This is a genomic window from Bradyrhizobium monzae, assembly GCF_021458635.1.
GTDB lineage: Bacteria > Pseudomonadota > Alphaproteobacteria > Rhizobiales > Xanthobacteraceae > Bradyrhizobium.
Genome location: NZ_JAIRDQ010000023.1, coordinates 1 through 22,291, shown reverse-complemented (window position 1 = coordinate 22,291; position 22,291 = coordinate 1). Strand labels below are relative to the sequence as shown.

Genomic DNA, 22,291 nt, shown 5'->3' with positions numbered 1-22,291 from the left:
GAACGCGTCGTTTCCTAGTTTTGCCATTCAGGAAGCTTAACGTAGCTCGATGCGGCCCCCGCTGGGAACAGGGTGCGGTCTGGAAGGGATTACCACCACCCTCTTTCAAACAATGTGCACGGCCTGGACCTCTCTCGGACGGCTTGCATCAAGGCGTGTAATGGTCTTGTCTCGACGCGGTCAGCCGTATTACGGCGACCGCAAGAGGTGTTGGCCAAGATTGGCAGTTGGCGACATCCGACCATACATCCTAAACTGGATTTCTGAGTTAGTGAGCGGTCGAAATGATAGATTGTGTGATTGTTCGGGCCTCCGGCAGGCAATTAGACCATTTGCGCGAAGAGTCATCGCGCATTGCACGAAAAAACAAAGTCGACTGGTCGATTGAGCGGGGCTCCGAAGGGCGCATTTTTCTTCAAGGACACAGAGGCGAAGAAGGCATTCGTCTCGATCTGCGAAGAGACTTCGCTGTTTCGTATAGAGATGCTAAACGGCCGAGGTCATGTGCAATACGTAGCGATGAGCCAAAGTGACACTGTGCCTTTTCAGGCGCAGATTCACATGACTGGGAGAGGATTCGATCCGAACAGAGAGCCAGCAGAAAGGCCAGCGTGAGCGGCGGTGGGCTCACAAGCCTGCTCCCTTGGCGAATGCGTCCGAGAAGGAGCGATCGACACGATCCGCGGCAACAAGCTTCCGCTTGATGAGACCCCAGCGGAAGTAGAGGTCGATCGTGCCCTGCTCGTCTTTCGTCACATTGTCGTCGATCGGCACAATGCGCACCTTTGCGCGCGCGAGCCAATTCAGCGGCACCAAGGCCGGCGATATGGGATTGCCGGAATGCCGGCCACCCTGTAAACGATCCCGGCACGCCGTCCCGGCCGCCTTTCAGCGATTGCCCGCGGCGGGGGCCTGTAGCTCAATGGTTAGAGCCGGCCGCTCATAACGGTCTGGTTCCTGGTTCGAGTCCAGGCGGGCCCACCATCTTGAACGCTCAGGCGGAATTGGCCTCTTGCCCCCGCCTGAGTCGAATGGCGGCGCGTCAAATTTCGCAATGAGATCGAAGGGTTGCCGGAAAGTCGCCGACAGCTGTCCCTCCTTCCAAGTGCAGTTCGATAGTGCAAATTTCAACAACCTGCGTTTCTCGATTGCACTACGTTTGTCGAAAATCTCAAGGGCCCGCTGGGCGAGGTCCAGCAAACGAATGCCGTCCTCTAGATAGGATTGGTCGGCCGCTTGATGGAAGGATAGCTCCCGCAGCAACGTGGCTTGCTCCTCGCGCCACTCCGCGGACGTACGGTCGAAAAAGTCCCCATCGATGCGACCGTCCAGCTTATCCAGGTACATCGCATGAAGGCGCTTCTGGATACGATCATACTCACCCTGGAGCCGAGCGACCGCCGCGTCGTGCTCCCTCCTTTCATCGGCATGGCTATCTCGCAGCGCTTCTTTTAGCCAAAGCAGCTCATCTTCTCCAAACTTGAGTTTTTTGAGGGTCGCGCGGAACTTCGCCTCCAACACCTCTTCGCGAACGTAACGTTCGCCGCAGTCGCCCTTGAAGCCTGTGCAGTGATAGTAGACGTATTTGCCCTTCTTCAGTTCGCCAACGATGGCACAACCGCAGTGCCCGCACTTGATAACGCCAGAAAACGCGAACTCGCGCTTCGAGCCTCTCACTTTGGCCTCGCCCCGGCCGTCAAGCATTTCCTGCACTCGGACCCAAAGCTCTCGCGTTACTAGAGGCGCATGCTTGCCAGCGTAAATACGCTCCCTCCACACGAAGTCGCCACTGTAGATGCGATTTCGTAGGATGTGATGTATGCGGCTCTTGCCGACCGTCGAGCCTGTTAGGCGGTTCACTAGGCCCGCAGTGCGGGCACGTTCAGTCAAATCCTCGATGGATACGTTACCTGCTGCATACCAGCCGAAGATCTGCGATACGATTGGCCCGAGCTTGGGATCGATTTCGATCGTCTTTCTTCCGTCAGAACCGACCACGTTCCGATAGCCTAGAGGTGCCGACGATGGCCAAATGCCTTGCTCGGCTTTCTCCTGCATGCCCTTGCGGGCCTCTTCGGAAAGATTGTCGACGTAGTTCTTGGCCATCAGAACTTTGATGCCATGAACAAACTTCTCCGAGGACCGCGAGTCGTCAGAAAGGACGATACCCTCCTTCACGAGGTGTATCTCGATATCGAGGTCATCCAGAGTCACCCAGTCGCGAAGATTGCGGTACAGCCGATCCGTCTTTTCGACCAGAACGGCTCGAACATCAGGGTGCTTTTTCAGATAGGCAACCAACTCAAGGAAATTCGTACGGCCCGCCATCTTGGCCGTTTCGACGTCAACGAACTCCTTGACGATGGTAAGCTGGCTTGTTGCAGCATATGTCTTGAGCAATTTCTGCTGTGCTGGAATCGAGAAGCCTTCTTTATCTTGCTCCTTCGTCGATACACGCGCGTATGCGACGGCCTTGGTGACCGCGCCCGTAATTGGCTTATGAGCATTTTTGTCGCGCATGATCTTGCTCGCAAATCTGATTTCTTGATTCTGCCTGTGACCAGAGTCGCGCGCAATTATAATTTCATCTTGGCTTAACGAAGTGATCAACCTTCAGAGTGGTGGCCAGGCAAGCCGACTCGTATAAGCTTTGCTAGGCGTGAAGTTCTCTGCCGGCACGAAGGTCTCGACACGGAAGCTGATGGCGGGATTGGCTGCCGCGCGATCGGCCGCGAGGAAGCGGAAGCCGTGATCGTCCGCCAGTTGCTCAGGCGTTTCTTCGGAAAGAACGCTGTTGCGGTCTAGCAGCACCACGCGAGCCTTGAACTCGCGTTCCGAGCGCAGCGGGTTGGCCGGCGGAACGAACGGCTCGAAGAGCGCGATCTGTTCAATCGGGATCAGGTGTTTAGAGATACGGATGACGTTCTGCATGATGTGCTCCTTTTTGTTGATCCGACGAGCACACCTCATTGCGGTCTTCCGCCGCAACGCACCGCTTTCTTGAAAGAAATTTTTTCCAACAAAGCGCGCTCGTCTCAACGCACATCGCCGAGCATCGTAAATTCGTGTATGACAAAAACGCGAGACGGAAGTTTTCGCTTACGTGGAATGCGAGACACCGATGGTGGGACGATCGAAGCGCAAGCTCCCCGCGCCATCCGAAAGGTCGATAGGCTGGACGGCGGATAGCGATCAGAGCGAAGCGGCCTATGTTCTTTTCAACGAACTTGTGGCCACCCGTGACCGGTTGGCGAGCTTGCCGCCACTTACCCCGCAAGACCTCGAACGGGTCGAGCAGGCGATGCACGAAGTCTTCTGGTACTTCGTGACGCCGCCGCCGGGAGCAGCATCCGAGTTGGCTCTGCCCGACCTGGCCAAGGCCAACCTGATCCAATATGTCCGGGATCGAAGCCTCGATCTGTACGTCGCGACCGTGGCACTGTTGGCGCAGAAGCTCGCCGCTTCAGACCGTGAGCCGTCCAGCTTGCGGGGGGAACTGGCGGCGTTGCGCGACGGTCTGGACGCCCTGACTTTCGATCACCGGACAACCAAGACGAGCCTTCTGGCGGTGCTGCGGGACTTGCGGCAAGACCTGAATGAGCGGATCGCCTATGTCGCGGCGACCCCGCCGCGTGGTTACCGGTTTTCCGTGTCGCCGGAGAAGTACGGGGCCCGGAAGAACCGGTCGGAGACACCCGATAAACTCTTCGGCCGGGTCTACGCCGCCCATGTTCCAAGGGGGCTGACCCAAGCCGATATCCGAAAAGCCGACCCGGCGTTTTACAACGTGCTCCACGTCTGGTGCTCACGACATGGGAAGAAGCTCTCCCGTCTTGTCCCCGGGACGCGGGCTCGCCGCGGCTAGTCGGGACGACTGATTTTTCTCGCGTTTTTGACCAACCCATAAGTGCGCCTTCACGAGACCAACCGTTTCCCGACCTCTCCGCCAGCCCCCGATTGCCGCCGTCCATCCCGTTCCGATTTGCCAATTCACCCGTTCCCGATCGGCCACTTTCCTACCCGCCGCGCCGCGGCAAGCGCCTGTTCGACGCCTGCCGCTTGCGGGTCGGATGCTCTCCTTAGGTGTCGTCTTCGGGGAGCGCTTCGTCCGGATGCGGGGTGAACTTCATCCATGGCTGGACGGCCATGAACAGCGGCAGGATGTGCGTCCGGCCGCCTTGGGTGTTCGTGGCGGCGATGATGGCCGCGGGCTGGCCGTTCATGAAGCAGGAGATAAGGGCAAACGGCTCGCCGGTTTCGGAGGCGTGGGTGAGACCGCCGAACGCAAGTTCCATCCATGGCTCGATGTTGGTGTCGGCTCCCGGCTCTCTCTCCCATGGCTCTCGCCCCCGACCGACCCGCGCGGGCGCTCGGGGCGGGCCCTCAAAAGGCTCGGTCAGCTCGCGGTAGCGCTGGCGAAACCCGCTGTCGGTGACCGTTCCCGCCCTCATGACACACCTCCCGCGAGGTGCTTGTGAACGGCCCGGAAGAGACGATCCAGCGGGGTTGCCCATCGCCGGTGAGCGTGGCTTGGCCGATCAATGACCATCACCTCGTAGACGGGTGGCATGCCCTTGAACGCGAGATAGGCGGAAGACAGTGGATGCCTGCCGCCCGCCTGTCGCAGGATCGCAATCGCCTCTTTGGGCGATGGTGCCTCAGCTTCGACGCGGTCTGACGCCGGACCGAGAGGCCCCTTTCGGTTGGGTTGGAAGGATGGCAAATAGCACTTCAACGCTCCGAATAACGCTCAGCCATGTCCGACCTTAAGAAATTCAAAGAAGATACCTTCAGGGCCGCACAAAACCCGGCATGCTGGTTGCTCAGCGCCGAGCGTTTGCGCGACGGGGCCGAAGCAATCCTCGTGCAGGAGCAGGCATTCGAAATCGAATATCTCAGAGCCCACGAGGCTGCCACCAAAGAAGCGATGGCCATCGCTTATAGCGAAGGAAATGAGGCGGGTATTGCGGACATCGAGGCGCGCGTACCCAACTATCCGGCTGCCCAGCTTCTCTACGGCTATGCGCTCGAAAATTTGCTGAAGGGCATTCGCGTTGCAAGAGATCCTTCCCTTATTACGAGTGGAAAGCTCAATGGCAAGCTGAAATCGCACGACCTCGTCGAGCTGGCAAAGGCGGCAAGCTTCACCTTGCACACGCAGGAAATACCGGTAGCGGCAGCGCTCTCGAAACTCTCGACGTGGGCTGGGCGATATCCTGTGGCCTTATTCGAGGCCGAGTTTGCTTCAACGCCGAACGCCGATGAATTATTGGACTACGGATCACGTCATCCCATCGTGAAGGCAATGTATTCGCGAGGTCATGCTGAACTGACGGCCTTGCTGCCGAAACCAGTCTCCAACCGAAACGGCGCTGTTGTCGTTTTCCGCCAGCCAGGAACCTAAATCCTTTGTTGTCCTTCCGCTTGCACGTGCAACTGGACCAGGCGCGCGCCTAGCGACGGTGACGCGATCGCGAATGCCGTGAACAAAACCAGCACCGGGGCTGCGGGCGCGTCGGGGCCTGGTCCTCAGGTTGTCGGTAGGATCCCGCCCGGAGCGAGGCTCTGAAATCCCCTGTGTAACGCCCTTTTGCCAACTTGCAGTTGACACGCAAAATGGGCAAAGTCTTACCGACCCATCCAATTGCGGGAAAAGCTCCGTTTTGAAAAGCCGATTACAATGCCGCGCCATCAGACTGCCGGAAAGCAAACTACCGGCGGTACAAAACGGATATGGACAGCAAGTTCAACGGTAAAGTCCGATTGGACCTTCCATCAAATCGCGCCATATATCGGCCGCATGAAAACATCGATGGCGCGTGCGCTCATCCTTGATAATTCAAAAACAGGCGATTTGATTGTCGATCCTTTTTGCGGCAGCGGTGCGGTCGCGCTTGAAGCATTTGCCAGCAATCGTGGCGTAATCGCGGGCGATTGGAATCCTTATGCCGTCCTATTGACGCGGGCCAAGCTCTTTGCCCCCAAGAGCGAGCGAGCGGCGTTGAAACGATTAGCCGCAACGTGGAAATTATCGCGCGAATTATTGCCGAAGCAGGACCTAAGGAAAGTGCCTGCTTGGGTCCGTCGCTTTTTCCATCAAGACACGCTGCGAAATGCACTCGCATTTCGCGACGCGTGCGTTGAACGGGGCGATGATTTCCTTCTCGGATGCCTGCTCGGTATTCTGCATCATCAGAGACCGGGCTTCCTTTCGTTTCCAAGCAGCCACCTTGTTCCCTATCTCCGCAGCCGGAAATTCCCAAAGAATAGATTTGCGTCACTGTATGAGGAGCGTGAGGTCTTACCTCGATTGCAAGCGAAGATTCTGCGTACCTATAAGAGGCCGGTACACAATCGTGGTTTGACACGACGCATCCACCGGGTGGACGCACGGCAATTCCCGCGGCCAAAGAACATATCGGCCGTTATTACAAGCCCGCCGTACATGAACGAACTTGATTACGTCCGGGATAATCGATTGCGGCTTTGGTTCATCGAGCGGTCGCTTCCGAGAGGCTTGGAGCTCGTGGCGCGCGACCGGGAAGCTGCGTTTCGCGAACTGATGCGCTCGGTATGCGCGCGACTTGCGCCCAACATAAAGAAGGGCGGCAAGTTCGTGCTTGTCGTCGGCGATGCAACACGCGGTAGCGGTCGCAAGGGGCGAACAGGCATGATAATGCGCCAGCTATTTAAGGAAGATGACGCGTTCAGAGAGTTTCACCTCGAAAAGAGCTATCTAGACAAAATCCCTGATGTGCGACGCTCTCGGCGAGAGTGCAAAGGGACGCGGTCTGAAACAATTTTAGTTTACCGAAAATGCTGACACTGTTTGAACCCCACCTCTTTTCCTCGATGGAATATTATCATGACTCGACCAGGCAGAGATGACGCATGGTGTAGCAGCCTTGCCGGGAAGACGGTCGAGCGGTATCAACTGGATGAGTACATCGGGGCCGGACGGATTGGGTTTGTGTACAAGGCACACTTGGAGGACGTTCCCGGCGTATCACGCGCCGTAAAGTGCATTTTCGGAGATTTGAAAGAGGGCTGGGAGCACGAACTGCAAAAAGTCATGCAGTTGCAAGTCGTCGAAAGCGTAGTTCACTTCCACCACTTAGGCGCAGCCCAAATATCGCACAATGGCAGAACTCGAACCTGTCAATTCACCGTCTGGGACTACATAGCCCCGGGGCAAGACCTAAAGCGATATTTGGCGCGGGTAAAGAAAATTCCGGCGACATTCGTTTTTGCTGTCGTGGAGACCATCCTCCGCGTTTTATACCAGTGCGAGAGAAACGGCGTATCCCGACACGGTGACTTGCACGCCGGCAACATTTTGATCGGCGATGAGACAAACGCACGGCTGGATGATCAACTCCAGCTGCGCGACCCGATCTACGTATCCGATTTCGGTTACGGCACAAGCGGTGCCGTTATGAGCCCCAAGGACGATTACGCCGGCCTCGCTCAAATATTCAATCAAATGGTTTCCTATGTTGAATATGAGAAAGCGACACCGACAGACCGGCAGTTACTTGAAGCAATGAAAACGGACTTCGGCAAGCTATTGCGCGAGCCAGAAGGCGCTGAGCGCCGAAGCCCGATGGAACTCTTGAAAATGCTCGGGGATCTGAAGCAGCGGATCCAAATCGGCGAGAAGCTCCCGGTCGACCGCAACGATGGAGAAATAACAAACGCGGCAGTCCCAGCGGATGGTTCATCAGTGGGCCAATTCCAAGTAAGCGAAATGATAGGTGATCGTTGGGAGTGGTGGAAACGCTTGTTTGTGCCGACCGTGCCGTCGCACTCGAAAATCTTGGCATTGGATATCCCGACAGTGGTTACGGGACCGCGCGGATGCGGCAAAACCATGTTCTTCCGGCGGTTGAGTGAAAGGCTGATCGTCGAATGTGGCGAAGTCCCCGAGCTCCAGAGTGCAAAGCGGTTTGTCGCGCTCTATGTGAATGCCAATGATTTTGCAGATGCCTTCGCCCATTACCCAGAAAGTCCCTCTCCCGAGGATGAGCGTCGCCTCATCTGTTATGCCAATCTGTGTATCCTTGCTGATTTGTTAAGTGTGCAGTCGGCCAGAGCCGGCCGTAAAGAACCGGCCACCGACAAGCTGCTCGCACTTGTGCAGCAATGGCTCGTGCCTCCGGCATTCAATTCCCTTGTAGTCGGTGAAGATCGGCTAGAGCGATATCGCGCAGTACTAGAGCAAACGAAGTGGTCATTCTCGAAGCAAGGCGCGGGGAAGCTTTTTCCAGGCTACAACGAGTTGTCGCAGCATCGGTGGCTTCCGGAACTCGTGCGACAAGCGCGGACGTGTTGCCCGTGGATCGGTGATCGCACCGTACTCCTCTTCGTCGATGACTTTTCTACGCCTCGCGTTTCGATGGCTATGCAGAAGGTCCTGAACCGCCTGCTGTTACAACGCTCTTCGGAGTTTTTGGCAAAGGTCGCCACGGAAGCTCGTAGCACCTTTCTCCCCGAGGATTCGAGCGGAAAGGTGCTCCAGGACGGCGATGACTATCAGTTCGTCGATATGGGAGAGGAGTCGCTCTTTCTGCCCGACCCGCAACGGCTGGCATTCCTCGACCAAGTCTTTAGCAGACGTCTCCGTATTGAACCGCGCATGCCGCAAGCGAGCCTCGGGCTCAAGGCGTTGCTTGGTCACCAAGGCCTGTCGAAGACTGAGTTTGCTCGTCGCTTGCGGATGTCCCATGGAGGTAAGCCGCCGGCGGAACAGATACCTGTCCATGGAGACTCTCAGCGGCGCGGAAGATCGAGAGCTCGGGTGCTATACTATGGCGACGACGTGTTCTCGAACCTTTGGTCCGGGGACACGAGAACAATGATACAATTGGTGAGCGACGTGTTCGAGGCCGTAGTTAAAAAGGATGGTTCTTCGCAGATCACTGTCCCAGTGGAGCCTGCGATTCAAGATCGGGCATTTCGAGATCGTGGCGGAGAGTGGCTGAATTCAAATACGCGGAACGAACCCACCGACCCATTGCGTGTCAAAAACGGATTGGTTGAAGCACAACGACTGCAACCCGGGTTTGCCTTGTGCGGGACATACGGCTCTCATTTGAAGGCCATTGTCGAGGCCTTTGTTGCTGCAGCCACCCAGTTACTGACCGGGCCAACATACGAAATGAAGGAAAACGGTAATACACGAGAAGTCCCGCGAATGGCTTTTCGGCTAGAGATCGTTGATGAATTCCGGTTGAGCGGACTGGCTGAGGAAATCTACCGAGATCTTGTACGGTACGGCTTATTTATGCTCGATAATCGCGGGAAGAGCGTACGAGGTGCGTTTGTCCCACGCCTATATCTTCGCCGCCTCCTGCTTCCTTATTGCACTCTCGCCCTCTCCAAACGCGATAGTGTCGCGATGACTTGCGATCAATTCCGTCAGCTTCTGTTGAGCCCCGACTCCTTTAAGGCGGGACTGACCCGCAAGATTGCATCAAAGGATCAGCTCTCGATGTCCTTTGACCCGGCTCAATTCTCGCCAGAGCCGGGCGACGAATATGACGATCTAGGCGACGCGTTATGACACCACAACTTCAATCATCCCTCATGCGGACATTGCCTGACATGGTGAGGGCAGAGGGAATTGCGCTTACCACCGGCGACGTTTTGGTCCATGCGCCCGGCTTTGAGGATCGTACACTAGCGGTTACGCGCGGCCTGAATATCAATGGAAAGGCTAGCGGCATACTGCTTCGCTATGAGCCAGCCAACGCGACAAACCGTCTGACCGAGGTGCGCTCGTCCCTGGAAAAGCAGGGAATTGCCGTCTCCGATGACGACGTCCTAACCTATGATCGCTTTTCGCCGGGTGATTTTGAAGATCGGCTCCGATTACGCTTCAATCTCCTCTCGGCGCGGAGGGTCGTGATCGATATTTCGACCATGTCGAAGCTTGCTATCCTGTTGGTTCTCAATGCCTGTCTAGGCTCCGATTTCGAGGTGGAAGTCCTATATTCGGAAGCGCAGCACTATGGCCCGACTAAGGACGAATTCGCGAGTGCCAAGAAAGCGGGAAAGATTCAGCAACCTTCCCTGCACGTATTTAACGGCATTCACGGAGTTGTCCGGGCGGACTCGCTGGCAAGCGTAGCAATGCAGGGACAATCGACCGCGGCCATCGTGTTCATGTCCTTCAACGACGCATTGACGCAATTGCTTCTCAACACCGTCTATCCTGGGCGCCTTTTCCTTATAAACGGAAAACCCCCTGTTCATTCTTGGCGGGAGGCGGCAATGGCATGGGTCCACGAGCAAGTCAGGCGTGAATGGAACGAGGACAACGCCCTTGAGCCCGGTGGCTCCAACCTTCCGGCTCGGACGGCCTCTACCCTCGATTACCGTGAATCTGTGGGTATTTTGCTCGATTTGTATTGGAAATTATCAACTAACCATCGGGTTCTTCTGGCTCCGAGTGGCAGCAAAATGCAGACGGTGGCTTGCTTTTTGGCGAAGGCGCTCCATCCTGACATTCACATTGAATATCCCTCCCCAGAGGGGTTTGCAAAAGAGTATAGTACTGGCATCGGCGATCGGTGGCTCTTGCCGCTTGGTAAGCTTGGAATGCTTCTGTCCCAAATAAAAGAGGCGGAACGCCAGAATTTCTTGGAGATTGCTATTTGATAGCCACGCATCGATCATTCGCTGACGCTAAGGCGGACAGGAACTATCGCTCGCCTAAAAGCAAGAAGCAGAGGTCTAGAGATGGATCAATCTGAGCGTCTGTCTCGTCCCAAGGTCGATGCAATCGAAAGCCTTTTAGGTAAGCGGTTTTCTGTACTCGATGACGGCTTCGTCCGCGTCGTCGATTATATGGGTGATGATGCTGCCGTGGTCTTGGCGGCTCGCGTTTCTTACGGCGCCGGTACGAAGAAGGTCCAAGACGACCGAGCGCTCATCCGTTACCTGATGCGTCATCATCACACCACACCCTTCGAGATGTGCGAAATCAAACTCCACGTACGCGCACCAATGGATACGTGGCGTCAATGGATACGTCATCGCACTGCGAGCGTGAACGAATATTCAACGCGCTATTCGCTGGCTATCGATGCGTCGCAACGAACCCCCGAGACCGAGTGGCGCCTTCAGTCTACGGAAAACCGGCAAGGCAGTTCCGGTTTTTTGGATAGCAAGGCTGGAGCTACTTTATCGGCCGCTGAAAACGAACTGCAAAAACATGCTCGGAAGGTTTATGAAGAGCGCCTAGCTGCCGGCATCGCGCGTGAACAGGCGCGCAAGGATTTGCCGCTTTCGACTTACACAGAAGCCTACTGGAAAATCGATCTGCACAATTTGTTAAACTTCTTACAGCTCCGCATGCACAAGCATGCACAGGCTGAAATCAGAAGCTTTGCCAACATCATCGGCCAAGAGATCGTCGCAAAATGGGTTCCGACCGTTTGGCAGGCTTTTCTTGATTACCGAGACCAAGCCGTCACCTTGTCCCGTATGGAAGCTTCCATTATCTCTGCCATCGCAGCAGGAAAACAAGATCACGCGAAATCGTTAGCAGAAGAATTCGGCCTGTTGAACCGGAATCCCGACGGTAGCCTCAAAGCAAACCGCGAACGACGCGAGCTTGAAGAAAAGCTATCGACGATGGGGCTAATGTTCAACTGGTCATAGATGCCGCGTCGCGTTGCTATGTTAGCTCGATCCACTTCGCCGCAGCCGCAAGGACTTACGGACTCTCGTGCCGGAGCGCAGCGGAGGCCCACTAAAAGAGGCACCCGATTTCGGGACAGTGATAGCGACGCCGGCATGAAATGACGGCGGGGCCCGAAAGCGAGTGCAGTCGCGAGACCGGTTAACAGGGCACCCGCGCGACGGGCAGTGATAGCGGTGCCGCGAAGCGGCAGCCCTTCGTGCGAGTGCCTCCGACGAGCGACACATTGGGATTCTTCCAGGTAAGGACGTGCACCTAAGGTATCCAAAGAGGAATTCTATCTTTGATTGACGAAACTCTGCGTCTTACCTAGCTTCGAATCATGTTTGAAATCACCGGGGACGATATTGCCCTTCTGAATGACACGGATTTGCGTGCGCTGAGCGCACGGCTTTGCGAAGCCGAGCTGCGCCGGCAAGGTCATCCCGTGTCCCACGTGACGTGGGGTGGTAATCAAACGGCCAAGGACGGCGGCCTTGACGTGCACGTAGGGCTGCCGGCCGGCGCCAGCATCGGAGGTTTCATCCCGCGTCCCGAGACCGGGTTTCAGGTCAAGAAGCCCGATATGCCCCGACAGGAAATTCTCGATGAGATGAAGCCGGGCGGCGTGGTGCGTCCTATCCTTGTCGAGCTCGCCAAGGCGTCAGGTTCATACATCATCGTAAGTGCGACGGGGTCCACGGCTCATTCGGCGCTCAAGAACCGGAAGAAGGCGATGGCTGATGCGGTCGAGGGCATCGTCGACGCATCGAAGCTCGCACTCGATTTTTATGACCGCAACCGCGTGGCCACGTGGCTCCGTGATCATCCCGGGCTCATTCCGTGGGTGCGATCCCTGATCGGCAAATCCATCCCGGGCTGGCAATCGTTCGGCTCCTGGTCGCGGGCGCCCGGCGGAGCCGATGATTCCTATTTGTTCGACGCCGAAGCCCGTATCAAGACAGGCGATGAAAAGGAGGGCGAAGGACTCAGTGCGGTCGATGGCATCAACCGCATTCGTGATGCTCTTCGTCAACCGAGGCAGGTCGTCCGGTTGGTTGGCCTCTCAGGTGTGGGTAAAACCCGATTTTGTGAAGCGCTGTTCGACGACAAGGTTGGCAATGCAGAGCTTGATCCTTCACTGGCCTACTACACGAATGTTGCCGAAGACCCGAACCCGCCACCCATCGGTCTTGCCTCCGACCTGATTGCCGCCGGCAGGCGCGGTATCCTCGTCATCGACAACTGTCCCTTCGAGATTCACGGTGAGTTGGCGAGGGTTGCGCGCGAGGCGAACTCGACCATCAGCGTAATTACGGTCGAGTACGATATCCGCGATGATCAGCCCGAGGGAACGGATGTCTTCGCGCTGGATACGTCCTCTCTGCTTCTCATCGAGAAGCTGGTCGCACGGCGCTATCCTCAGGTCTCACAGATCGATGCAGGAACCATAGCGCAATTTTCGGGCGGCAACGCGCGCGTTGCGCTCGCGCTAGCCGCCACGGTCGGGAAAAACGATTCCATCAGCAAGCTCAGCGATGCGGATCTGTTCAAGCGGCTCTTTCAGCAGCGGCATGAGCACGACCCCGATCTGCTCCTGATCGCCCAGGCGTGCTCACTGGTCTATTCCTTCGAAGGTGTCAAAACAGAAGGCGAAGGGGCTGAGCTGCCCATTCTTGCTGGGCTCATCGGCAAGCCCGTACAGGAAGTTTACGCCGCAGTCGCCGAGCTGAAACGACGCGATCTGTTGCAGGAACGCGCGGAATGGCGCGCGGTGCTGCCGCACGCCATTGCCAATCGCCTTGCTGCACTCGCCTTGGAGAACATTCCCGCGGCGACGATTGTGAAGACGCTGGTGACCGATGCGCCTGTGCGGCTTAGGCGATCGTTCTCGCGAAGGCTTGGATATCTCGACGGCAGCAAGGAGGCCCGGTCTATCGTGCAGGCCTGGCTCGCCCCGGGAGGGATGCTCGCGGACATCTCCAATCTCGGCGAAGACGAACGAACGATGCTGGCAAACGTCGCGCCTGTTATGCCGGATGAGACGCTGGCAGCCATTGAGCACGCCTTGAAGGACGCCGACGGACCTAAGCTGGCCAAGGCCACGCATGTCGTGCGGCTGCTTCGCTCGCTTGCCTATGAGCCGGAACAATTCGAGCGAGCGATCGCTTTGCTGATCAAGATCGCTCTGGCGGCAAAGGACGATGACGACAGCGGTGCTGCGGGTATCGTGCCGTCGCTGTTCTACATTGTTCTGTCCGGCACGCATGCGCCGATCGCCATGCGGCTCAAGGTGCTGGAAGGCCTGCTCAAGTCCGATGAGCCGGGGCCACGGGCGCTGGGATTGAAATCGTTCGATGCCGTTCTGAAGACCGATCACTTCACTTCGGCCCATGGCTTCGAATTCGGCGCACGTTCGCGTGACTACGGCTACTATCCGCCAACAGGCCAGGATGTGCAGGATTGGTTCGGCGCAGTACTGCACCTGATCTCGCCTCTTGCGCTATCCGATGCCCCCGTTGCGCCCGGTGTTCGCACTGCTATCGCTCATGAATTCCGGGGTCTTTGGTCCAATGCCGGCCAAGTGGACGCTTTGGAAGGGCTAATGAGGCAAATCGCAAGCAAGGGATTCTGGCGCGAGGGCTGGGTAGCCGTACGTCAGACGCGAATTTATGATGGCGAACACATGCCCGCCGAGATACGCGAACGGTTGACGGCATTGGAGGAGTTTCTGCGTCCCAAGGATCTCGTCGACAAGGTAGAGGGCGTGGTCCTGGGATCAGGGCGCAACGTCGACCTGGACGATCTCGATGAGGTAGAAAACGACGACTTTGAGGGCGCGATGGTGCGTATGAATCAGACAGTCGAGAATCTCGGAAAGGATGTTGCGAACGACGACGAGGCATTCAAAACGCTGCTGCCGGGCCTCGTGCGTGGCGGTTCTCGCGTCCCTCTGTTCGGCGCTGGCCTCGGAAGCACCACAGAGAAGCCTTACGAGATTTGGCAGGCTCTCAAAACTGAATTCTCGGCAACGGATAAGCCCGACACAGGTCTGATGGGAGGCTTCTTGGCGGGTCTGCAAAAGCGGGATGCCTTGTTGGCCGACAAGATGCTGGACGAAGCCGTCGAACACCCATCGGTGGGGGTGTATTTTCCGCACCTTCAGGCGCGGATCGTTGTGGATGAAAAAGGCGCCAAGCGCCTGCATCGGGCTCTTGAACTTGGCAAGGCGGACATCACTCAATATTTCTCGCTGGGTTATGGCCGCGCGGGCGACGAGATTCCGGGACCGGAGTTCCGAGACCTTCTCCTCGCCATCGCGAGCAAGCCCGGCGGCTTGACGGTCGCGTTGGAAGTCCTGTCTATGCGTTTGGTTGCAAATGGAGTCGACAAGCGGGAGCCCGTACCCGAAGTTGCTGAGACCGGACGCGTTCTCCTCGATGCTTTCGAGTTCCATGAGAAGAATGGCCGCACGGATCGTGAGGATCGGGAGCTGGGGCGAATTGCGCAGGTGTCGCTATCCGGTGACGAAGGCGTTCCGATCGTTCGGCGCATCATCCGGAAAATGATGGTCGCGGTCGGCCGCTACGACATTCACGCATATGATCAAGATGATCTGGTAACGGGACTGCTTCGCGTTCATCCCAAGATCGTGCTCGACGAGGCCTTCTCGGGCGACGCCAAGGCGCGGCAAAAAGCCGTGCAGGTCTTCGTCGATTTTCAGCGCTTCCACAAGAATCCGCTGGGTGTCGTGCCAGATAATGTCCTTCTCGCGTGGTGCGATGCCGATCCGGCGGTCCGCTATCCTCTCATGGCGGCATCGGCAGGCTTGTTCAAGCGTCCTGCAAATAACGAACCGCATGAGTGGCTTCCCCTGGTATCGAAGCTGCTCAACAAGGCCCCCGATCCCCATGCCGTATTGACTGAGATCGTGCGGCGCTTACGTCCGTGGAGCTGGAGCGGATCACTCGCGACGAAACTGGAAGGAAGGTTAAAACTGCTTGAACACCTTCCGGCCGACCACACACCAGAACTTGCCAATGCTCTCGACAAGGCCAAGGCCGATTTTCAGGAGTGGATCGCCAAGGAGCGTAAAAATGAAGCCGCAGAGAGCCGGGCACGCGGCGGTCGATTTGAGGATTGAGGACGCCCTCACACATGGATATCGACGCTCATCGCGCAAACCCGAACGTCTCGCTCGAACAGCACGTTGAGGCCCGGGTCGTCGAGCTGGGGCGATTGCTCGAAACTCGCATCGCCGTCTATCTCGATACCAAGTTCTGGATTCTGCTGCGCGACTGCGCTGCCGGTCGAGACCGCGATCCGGCGGCACAAGAGCTGCTGCAACGTCTTCGTAAACTCGTCCAGCACGAAAAGGCCTTTTGCCCGATCAGTGACAGCGTCTTCTTCGAGTTTCTCAAGAAAGGCGATCCTGATGCTCGGATGGAAATCGCGCGGATCGTCGATGAACTGAGCCTTGGTGTGTCACTGCTCGATCACCGAATGCGGGTCGGTACGGAGGTTTCGCACTTCGTTCATAGTGCCGAGGGTAGCGGAGATTTACATCCCCTCCATCATCTTGTCTGGTCAAAGGTAGCGTACGCTCTCGGCTTTGTTCATCCGAGCCAGACCGGCTTCGACGCCGAGACTGAGCTTGCGATCCAGAAGGCGTTCTTCGACCGGATGTGGGAGATGCGGCTTGAGGAGGTGATGCGTACGCTTGGGGGCCATTCGCCGCCCGGCGGCCTCGACTTCACTGTTTCTGGACTGAACGAGGGGGTGAAGCAGAACGCGGATCAAATCAAGAGCTTTGCCCAAGCTTTTGAGGCTGAGCTTAAGGGCACGGTAGAGCTTGGCGCTGATATTGCGATGGACGTGATGGGTGACATCTTCCGCAAGAGAACGGGCGAAGAACCGCCCGAAGCCAAGTCTCCGCAGTGGCAGACATTCTGGAACCACTGCGCAAATCTTCTCTTCCTTGCGTTGAAGAAGCGGCCGCACATGCGCCAACAGCTTCGCACGCTGCACATCCACGCCGCGCTCCATGCCGCATTCCGGTGGGACAAGGCAAGACGCTTCACTAGCAACGATTTGTACGACTTTGAGCATGCATCGGCAGCGCTAGCCTACTGTCGCGCCTTCTTTACCGAGGACGGGCTACACGCCACCATCAGCGCGCGGCACGTCGCGCTCGACGATCTGTTTCAATGCCGGGTCGCCTCAGACCTTTCAGGCGCCATCGATGTCCTGAAGGCTCTTGAGGATGAGGGTTCATTCAGCGACAAATTCGAATAGCAAGCGTATCGCTTGATGCGGTCTGTATGGTCCCAATGCGTAACCCTTGATAAGTCCGCCCGGGCTCGCCATGAATCTACGTGCCGGAGCGCAGCGAAGGCCCTCTGAAAGAGGCACCCGAATTCGGGACAGTGATAGCGACGCCGGCATGAAATGACGGCGGGGCCCGAAAGCGAGTGCAGTCGCGAGACCGGTTAACAAGGCACCCGCGCGACGGGCAGTGCTAGCGGTGCCGCGAAGCGGCAGCCCTTCGTGCGAGTGCCTCCGGCGAGCGACACATGAAGGGTCTTGTCCCGAGCCCCATGCAGGACGAGTTCTCTTTTAAGAGCTTTTGAAGTTGAAAGGGTACCGCGCTGTCCGGCTATATCTGCCGTCATAGCTGGAACGAGGATTTTTAATGCAACAACGAGAAGAGGCGGGAGACAACCCGCCCAAGTCCAGCATGCGCGGCGCAAGTGCCCCGTATGCAAATGCTCCCGATCACCTGAGCAAGAAAGGCGCCATCGCGCTGGCGAGACGGCTGGAACGCTATTGGCATGAACAGGGATATCCCGCCGCGCGATTTTGGACGGAGCCGATCGACGAACGCTTCGCAAAGATCGGCAGTTACGAGCTCTATCGTGTGGCCTGCAATCTCATCAACGGATTGCCACCGCGCTACCGCGATTAAAGCGAAACGCGCCACAGCGCCAAGGAACCGGCCGGCGAAGACCTGCGAGACAACGCGGGCTCGCCGCAACAGGATGATGCGCGCATCGCCTGTTGCGGCCGCTGTAAAGCGACCGGCCGGACCATGGTTTGCTGCATACCGCCGTGCGCTGCTTGCTTCGAGGTGATCGCGGGTGAAAATCGCGTGTGCGCTGAGGTGCGCTGGTTAAAAATGCTGAATTACCGCTTCGCTAACCGTAGTCCGCCTAGCATGGCAGCCACATCCAACAACGCCGTTCAACCTGTGACGGCATCAACAAGAACAAGAGGATGATCATGAAGAAAATTGTCGAGCACGGTGATAATCCAGGCGCTGGCAGTGCAGGCCTGACGCGGCACGATCCACGAAAGGGCGACACCCTAAGCCGCAGGGGAGCATCCGAACTTGCGAGACAACTTCAAAACCACTGGCACGGACGAGGCTATTATGCAGCACGGTTCTGGGCCGAGCCGATCGTTGAGCGCTTCGGGAAGCTTGGCACGCACGAGGTCTACCGCGTTGCCTGCAATCTCGTGAACGGCTTGCCGCCGCGCTACCTGGACGAGGAGCTCCGCCGCGACAAGAAGGTTGTTTCGCGATGAGATGTTAATCAATGAGCTGCGAACCAGCGCACACGCTATTGTACGGTAACCGGCCGGTCCAATGCCGATCAACGGGCCAGCAGCAGGAACTAGGCTATGTCCGTCCGAACGGCGACGCCAGCAGCGCAGATTATGGTGAAGCAACCTTCAAGATCGGCAAGATGGAGGGGATAGCCGCCAAGAAGTCTTCGTAGGTGTCCGTTCCGGTGTAATGCGCTGCGCAGGCTACATAGCCCGTGAGGATATTTGCAGTAAAGGCGTCGGCGACTTCGACCTCCAGCGGCAACTCCTCCAAGAGGGCAAGGCTGCCACCGTGCGCGATCTTGGACCGGCCCTCGTCGTAAAGTTTCTTGACGAATGAAGCGAGAGACTGACCATCGGACGTGACGGAGTCCTTCGAGCCCAGAGCCATGATGGCCGAGGCCAATGCGAGAATGCCCTTGGACCTGCCCCCTTTGGCCAGCACGTCGAGCGAAACTCCCATTTTGACCAGCGCAATAAAGTCGCTCTTCTCCCGTCTAGCTTGACCGAACCAGGGCGGATTCAACCGCTCGTCGCAACACTTCAGCAAAGAAGGTTGCGATGGACAAGTGTGTGCGGGTAGGCCGACCTCGAGAGGCCTTACGAGAGGATTATAGACCGTTCTGGACTGCGATTGCCTCGGGACGATCGAGCGAGGATGCTGCGGTTGAGGCCGGAGTGTCGCCGGCGGTCGGAGTACGCTGGTTCCGGAGGGCGGGCGGTATGCCGCCAACACATTTGTCGCCGTCGTCAAAACCTCCATCGGAGCGCTATCTCTCGCTCGCCGAACGCGAGGAGATCGCCATTTTGCGTGCGCAGGGCCATGGGGTGCGAGCTATAGCTCGTCAGCTTGATCGACCTCCATGCACGATCTCTCGCGAGCTCCGGCGCAATGTGGCGCGCCGCCACGGCGCTCCAGAGTACCGAGCGACCACAGCACAATGGCACGCTGATCGGTCCGCCCGACGACCCAAGCCGGCGAAGTTGGCAATCAATCCGGCCCTTCGGGATTATGTGCAGGAGAGGCTTGCCGGTATGATCGCCAAGCCGGACGGGGAGCCCCTCGCTGGCCCGAAGGTCGTGTGGAAGGGACGCCGGGCTGTGCATCGGCAAAACCGGCGCTGGGCGAGGGCATGGAGCCCGGAACAAATTTCTCGGCGACTTCGGCTCGACTTTCCCGAGGATGAGAGGATGCGCATCAGTCACGAGGCGATCTATCAGGCGCTTTATGTGCAGGGTCGAGGCGCTTTGCGCAGCGAGCTGACGGCCTGCTTGCGCACCGGGCGGGTATTGCGGATGCCGAGGGCGCGCGCCCGTAAAGGCAGAAGCTTCATTCCTTCTGAGATCATGATCAGTCGGCGTCCGGCGGAGGCGGCCGATCGAGCTGTGCCGGGCCACTGGGAAGGTGACCTCATTATGGGTCTTGGAAGCTCCGCGATCGGCACCTTGGTGGAGCGTACGACCCGTTTTACCATTCTGCTGCATCTGCCGCGCGTGACGAGCCAGGAACAGGAAGCTGGAGTAAAAGTATCTGCACTCGCCGGACATGGCGCTGAGGCAGTGCGCGATGCCATCACCCGCGCAATCTTCACCATGCCCGAGCAATTGCGCCGGTCGCTGACTTGGGATCAAGGAGCTGAGCTGGCTCAGCATGCACGCCTGAGGATCGACGCTGGCGTGCAGGTCTACTTCTGCGACCCTCACAGCCCATGGCAGCGCGGCACCAACGAGAACACGAATGGGTTGCTGCGCCAGTACTTCCCAAAAGGGACCGATCTCAGCGTGCACAATGCCGGCGACCTCGAGGCCGTGGCTCTTGCACTCAACACCAGGCCCAGGAAAACCCTCGGCTGGAAAACACCCGCAGAAACTCTCGACCAACTGCTACAAGCGAGCGATACACAGGCTGTTGCGACGAACGGTTGAATCCGCCCAGTACATGGCCTCTACCCACCGCCGCATCAGCGTGGGGCAGCTACCCTTCGGCGTGAGGTCGATAAAATCCCTCAACGCCTTCCCGGCATCGGCATGGAGTTTCCTGAGGTCGTGCAGGTACTTCACTTGTGCGCCGGGTTTGCCCCCGAGGTTGGGTACATCCACGGAAACCGACGTGTTGAACCCTCCCGTACCTTCGTATTGGGAATAGGAACGCGACATCGAAATATCGACCCTGTCGCCGGGCGCCCGGAACCCCTTTGCGGTCTCCTGATTGAGGCCGAGGCCAAGGGAATCGATGGCGACGACGACGGCCGTAGAAGCACAGACTGAAGAGCGGCTGGAGTGTCGACCATCGATCGCGATCGTCGCGACCCATTCGCACGGCCCGACGAACTTCACGACGTCCTCGGCGTTCTGGCTCAACGGTGAGATATTGTCAGGTTCTCTCCAGTGTTGAAGAACTTCGTCCTTCCAAGCGGACGCCTTTCCCGTGACTTTTTCGACGACATCGAGCCAATCGTGTCGCCGGTAGAAATGGACCGGGCCAAGCGAAAAGCTCGGCACATCCTCCTGGTCGAAAAGACGCACTGGAAAGTAGAAATACTCACGCTTTGTTTGCTTATCGAGAAGCTCTTGCATGAGCCGTAGGAATTCGACCTTGACGGAAGCGGTGCCGGGCAAGGTGCCCGCAGTATCGACGAGATTGCCGAATGCAGCCACAGCGAGTTGCCCTGCGGCGCGCCGGCTTATGGATGCCTTCACGCCGCTATCGTTCTGATGCCACATTCGTCCCAGTTGATGTAGTGCCCCTACACCTTCCTTCGTAATAATCATCGCCCCGCCCTGCACCTGGATCATCGGCGGCAATAGCGGGTAGGAGGCGCGCCACTTCGCAGGCTCCTCTTTGCTCATCCTTCGAGCCTCGAACAGGCCCTGGGCGGCCTCTTGTAGTAGGGATTCGTATGTGTCCGAACTAGCACCCAACGGTGGCATTCCTTCTAATGGAAAGCGCCAACTAAGCCAGAACGAGCGAGCCTTCGCAACTTGAGAGTGCTTCTAGCCAGTCATACGATTGACCACGAGGATGAGGCCGATCATCTTTAGGCCATGGACGCGGGGTAATGATGCTCCCTGACTTCTGGAACGAAATCCATAAGAAAGGTGACTATGCGCGAACGGTACTTTTTTCATATCCGGGATGGCGAATACGTGTCGGTCGATGACGAGGGAATGGAGTTCGCAACGCCGCGCGAGGCGGATCTCTACGGCGCTCAGGTCGCGCGCGATATCGGCGAAGACGACCGTGATTACCCGGACACCGTGTTATCCGTCGTGGATGCGCGTGGCCACGTGGTAGCTCGCCATCCCATTCATCGGCAGTTGCCCAATTGATGCATGAAATAGCGCCTGGAAGGGTTCCGCTTCCTTGAAGATGCTCAGAAAGCATCGGGCAATTGAGCCTCGCGACCTTCCAGTGTCACGCTTTGTGCGCTTTGCCGCTCCGTCCAAAACAACACCATGGGTATGTCGAGCGCTTTCGAGATATCGAGCAGCGTGCTCACGGCGACGCGGTTCAAAGCCTTCTCGTATTTTTGAATCTGCTGGAAGCTGAGGCCAACGGCCAGCCCAAGCTGTTCTTGCGTCATCTCGCGCATGAGCCGATAGAAGCGCAGGTTCGCGCCGATGATCCCGTCGATTTCATTAGCCCGCCGCATCATCTGGCCTCCGGTCCAGATCGGCGTCACGCCAGAACCGCCGCATGAACTCCATGTCCTCGGGACCACATGCAGACGTGTAGATCGCCGTCGTGCTGATACGTGAGTGCCCGAGCCAGCTTTGGACTCTGTTCAGCGGCACGCCTGCTTGCAGCGTACCGACGCCGAAGGAATGGCGAAGGCCGCGCGGGCATGCGGCACGCCCTACGATTTGAGAAAACATCATGACCTGCTTGATCGTGCGCCAGCCCGTAACACGGTGTTGCGGCCATAGGCGCTGGCGCGAACGTACTGGATCACGCTGCGCGTCTGCGATGCCAAAGTGCGAATCGAGCTCGGCCATAAGCCA

Annotated in this window: 19 protein-coding genes, 1 tRNA gene and 1 pseudogene; 13 read left to right on the top strand and 8 right to left on the bottom strand. The window is 57.7% G+C overall.

The window, feature by feature from the left end; translation table 11 throughout:
- Positions 1-627: 627 nt before the first annotated feature.
- On the bottom strand, positions 628-813 hold the full coding sequence (locus K3F49_RS38730) for a hypothetical protein (RefSeq protein WP_452101162.1): 186 nt from the start codon (positions 811-813) through the stop codon (positions 628-630).
- Between the two features lie 95 nt (positions 814-908).
- On the opposite strand from K3F49_RS38730, the gene K3F49_RS38725 reads away from it, so the two are divergent.
- Positions 909-984 (top strand) — tRNA-Ile (locus tag K3F49_RS38725).
- A 531-nt stretch (positions 985-1,515) separates the two neighbouring features.
- On the opposite strand, the pseudogene K3F49_RS38720 reads toward K3F49_RS38725, so the two are convergent.
- A pseudogene (locus tag K3F49_RS38720) lies at positions 1,516-2,520 on the bottom strand (recombinase family protein); the annotation flags it as partial.
- A 93-nt stretch (positions 2,521-2,613) separates the two neighbouring features.
- A complete protein-coding gene (locus tag K3F49_RS38715) occupies positions 2,614-2,931 on the bottom strand; it encodes a hypothetical protein (protein WP_234686102.1) in 318 nt (105 codons plus the stop codon).
- Between the two features lie 190 nt (positions 2,932-3,121).
- Between K3F49_RS38715 and K3F49_RS38710 the strand changes: the two genes are divergently transcribed.
- Positions 3,122-3,865, top strand: coding sequence for a hypothetical protein (locus K3F49_RS38710; RefSeq protein ID WP_234686101.1), 744 nt, complete (start codon positions 3,122-3,124; stop codon positions 3,863-3,865).
- A gap of 214 nt (positions 3,866-4,079) precedes the next feature.
- Here the strand turns inward: K3F49_RS38710 and K3F49_RS38705 are convergent, their stop codons facing one another.
- The gene (locus tag K3F49_RS38705) at positions 4,080-4,451 is read right to left on the bottom strand and encodes a hypothetical protein (RefSeq protein WP_234686100.1); all 372 of its coding nucleotides are present in this window, start codon (positions 4,449-4,451) and stop codon (positions 4,080-4,082) included.
- A 305-nt stretch (positions 4,452-4,756) separates the two neighbouring features.
- Between K3F49_RS38705 and K3F49_RS38700 the strand changes: the two genes are divergently transcribed.
- From K3F49_RS38700 to K3F49_RS38660, 9 genes are all read left to right on the top strand, one after another.
- A complete protein-coding gene (locus K3F49_RS38700) occupies positions 4,757-5,404 on the top strand; it encodes a hypothetical protein (protein ID WP_234686099.1) in 648 nt (215 codons plus the stop codon).
- Positions 5,405-5,680: 276 nt separating this feature from the next.
- The gene (locus K3F49_RS38695) at positions 5,681-6,823 is read left to right on the top strand and encodes a DNA methyltransferase (RefSeq protein WP_234686098.1); all 1,143 of its coding nucleotides are present in this window, start codon (positions 5,681-5,683) and stop codon (positions 6,821-6,823) included.
- A gap of 42 nt (positions 6,824-6,865) precedes the next feature.
- Positions 6,866-9,562: an ORC-CDC6 family AAA ATPase gene (locus K3F49_RS38690; RefSeq protein ID WP_234686097.1), complete on the top strand. Its 2,697-nt coding sequence runs from the start codon at positions 6,866-6,868 to the stop codon at positions 9,560-9,562.
- Positions 9,559-10,659, top strand: coding sequence for a hypothetical protein (locus K3F49_RS38685; RefSeq protein WP_234686096.1), 1,101 nt, complete (start codon positions 9,559-9,561; stop codon positions 10,657-10,659). Before K3F49_RS38690 ends, K3F49_RS38685 begins: the two co-directional genes overlap by 4 nt.
- An 81-nt stretch (positions 10,660-10,740) precedes the next feature.
- Complete coding sequence (gene thyX / locus K3F49_RS38680; RefSeq protein ID WP_234686095.1) at positions 10,741-11,664, top strand: FAD-dependent thymidylate synthase; 924 nt, start codon at positions 10,741-10,743, stop codon at positions 11,662-11,664.
- Positions 11,665-12,026: 362 nt separating this feature from the next.
- Positions 12,027-15,827 (top strand): hypothetical protein, encoded by a 3,801-nt coding sequence (locus K3F49_RS38675; protein ID WP_234686094.1) that lies wholly within the window; start codon positions 12,027-12,029, stop codon positions 15,825-15,827.
- A 14-nt stretch (positions 15,828-15,841) separates the two neighbouring features.
- Positions 15,842-16,978, top strand: coding sequence for a hypothetical protein (locus tag K3F49_RS38670; RefSeq protein WP_234686093.1), 1,137 nt, complete (start codon positions 15,842-15,844; stop codon positions 16,976-16,978).
- 397 nt (positions 16,979-17,375) lie between these two features.
- Complete coding sequence (locus K3F49_RS38665) at positions 17,376-17,648, top strand: hypothetical protein (RefSeq protein ID WP_234686092.1); 273 nt, start codon at positions 17,376-17,378, stop codon at positions 17,646-17,648.
- 314 nt (positions 17,649-17,962) lie between these two features.
- Complete coding sequence (locus K3F49_RS38660) at positions 17,963-18,268, top strand: hypothetical protein (protein WP_234686091.1); 306 nt, start codon at positions 17,963-17,965, stop codon at positions 18,266-18,268.
- Positions 18,269-18,398: 130 nt separating this feature from the next.
- Here the strand turns inward: K3F49_RS38660 and K3F49_RS38655 are convergent, their stop codons facing one another.
- Complete coding sequence (locus K3F49_RS38655) at positions 18,399-18,815, bottom strand: hypothetical protein (RefSeq protein WP_234686090.1); 417 nt, start codon at positions 18,813-18,815, stop codon at positions 18,399-18,401.
- Positions 18,816-18,850: 35 nt separating this feature from the next.
- Between K3F49_RS38655 and K3F49_RS38650 the strand changes: the two genes are divergently transcribed.
- Positions 18,851-20,215, top strand: coding sequence for an IS30 family transposase (locus K3F49_RS38650; RefSeq protein ID WP_234686089.1), 1,365 nt, complete (start codon positions 18,851-18,853; stop codon positions 20,213-20,215).
- On the opposite strand, the gene K3F49_RS38645 is transcribed toward K3F49_RS38650, so the two are convergent.
- Complete coding sequence (locus K3F49_RS38645; RefSeq protein WP_234686088.1) at positions 20,174-21,139, bottom strand: hypothetical protein; 966 nt, start codon at positions 21,137-21,139, stop codon at positions 20,174-20,176. The genes K3F49_RS38650 and K3F49_RS38645 overlap by 42 nt on opposite strands.
- Before the next feature lie 255 nt (positions 21,140-21,394).
- Here K3F49_RS38645 and K3F49_RS38640 point away from each other — a divergent pair, with 255 nt between their 5' ends.
- Complete coding sequence (locus K3F49_RS38640; protein WP_234686087.1) at positions 21,395-21,619, top strand: DUF6894 family protein; 225 nt, start codon at positions 21,395-21,397, stop codon at positions 21,617-21,619.
- Between the two features lie 44 nt (positions 21,620-21,663).
- On the opposite strand, the gene K3F49_RS38635 is transcribed toward K3F49_RS38640, so the two are convergent.
- Together K3F49_RS38635 and K3F49_RS38630 are read right to left on the bottom strand one after the other, a co-directional pair.
- Positions 21,664-21,945 (bottom strand): helix-turn-helix domain-containing protein, encoded by a 282-nt coding sequence (locus K3F49_RS38635; protein ID WP_234686086.1) that lies wholly within the window; start codon positions 21,943-21,945, stop codon positions 21,664-21,666.
- Positions 21,929-22,291 (bottom strand): tyrosine-type recombinase/integrase (locus K3F49_RS38630; protein WP_234686085.1); only part of this gene is annotated, 363 nt, incomplete at its 5' end. The genes K3F49_RS38630 and K3F49_RS38635, both read right to left, overlap by 17 nt.

What these genes read in the sequence shown, in the direction of transcription:
- K3F49_RS38665 (WP_234686092.1), top strand. Translation starts at nt 17,376, where the DNA reads ATGCAACAACGAGAAGAGGCGGGAGACAACCCGCCCAAGTCCAGCATG.
- K3F49_RS38710 (WP_234686101.1), top strand. Translation starts at nt 3,122, where the DNA reads ATGGTGGGACGATCGAAGCGCAAGCTCCCCGCGCCATCCGAAAGGTCG.
- K3F49_RS38700 (WP_234686099.1), top strand. Translation starts at nt 4,757, where the DNA reads ATGTCCGACCTTAAGAAATTCAAAGAAGATACCTTCAGGGCCGCACAA.
- K3F49_RS38640 (WP_234686087.1), top strand. Translation starts at nt 21,395, where the DNA reads ATGCGCGAACGGTACTTTTTTCATATCCGGGATGGCGAATACGTGTCG.
- K3F49_RS38645 (WP_234686088.1), bottom strand. Translation starts at nt 21,139, where the DNA reads ATGAGCAAAGAGGAGCCTGCGAAGTGGCGCGCCTCCTACCCGCTATTG.
- K3F49_RS38715 (WP_234686102.1), bottom strand. Translation starts at nt 2,931, where the DNA reads ATGCAGAACGTCATCCGTATCTCTAAACACCTGATCCCGATTGAACAG.
- thyX (WP_234686095.1), top strand. Translation starts at nt 10,741, where the DNA reads ATGGATCAATCTGAGCGTCTGTCTCGTCCCAAGGTCGATGCAATCGAA.
- K3F49_RS38650 (WP_234686089.1), top strand. Translation starts at nt 18,851, where the DNA reads ATGGACAAGTGTGTGCGGGTAGGCCGACCTCGAGAGGCCTTACGAGAG.
- K3F49_RS38690 (WP_234686097.1), top strand. Translation starts at nt 6,866, where the DNA reads ATGACTCGACCAGGCAGAGATGACGCATGGTGTAGCAGCCTTGCCGGG.
- K3F49_RS38695 (WP_234686098.1), top strand. Translation starts at nt 5,681, where the DNA reads ATGCCGCGCCATCAGACTGCCGGAAAGCAAACTACCGGCGGTACAAAA.
- K3F49_RS38670 (WP_234686093.1), top strand. Translation starts at nt 15,842, where the DNA reads ATGGATATCGACGCTCATCGCGCAAACCCGAACGTCTCGCTCGAACAG.
- K3F49_RS38685 (WP_234686096.1), top strand. Translation starts at nt 9,559, where the DNA reads ATGACACCACAACTTCAATCATCCCTCATGCGGACATTGCCTGACATG.
- K3F49_RS38675 (WP_234686094.1), top strand. Translation starts at nt 12,027, where the DNA reads ATGTTTGAAATCACCGGGGACGATATTGCCCTTCTGAATGACACGGAT.
- K3F49_RS38705 (WP_234686100.1), bottom strand. Translation starts at nt 4,451, where the DNA reads ATGAGGGCGGGAACGGTCACCGACAGCGGGTTTCGCCAGCGCTACCGC.
- K3F49_RS38635 (WP_234686086.1), bottom strand. Translation starts at nt 21,945, where the DNA reads ATGATGCGGCGGGCTAATGAAATCGACGGGATCATCGGCGCGAACCTG.
- K3F49_RS38660 (WP_234686091.1), top strand. Translation starts at nt 17,963, where the DNA reads ATGAAGAAAATTGTCGAGCACGGTGATAATCCAGGCGCTGGCAGTGCA.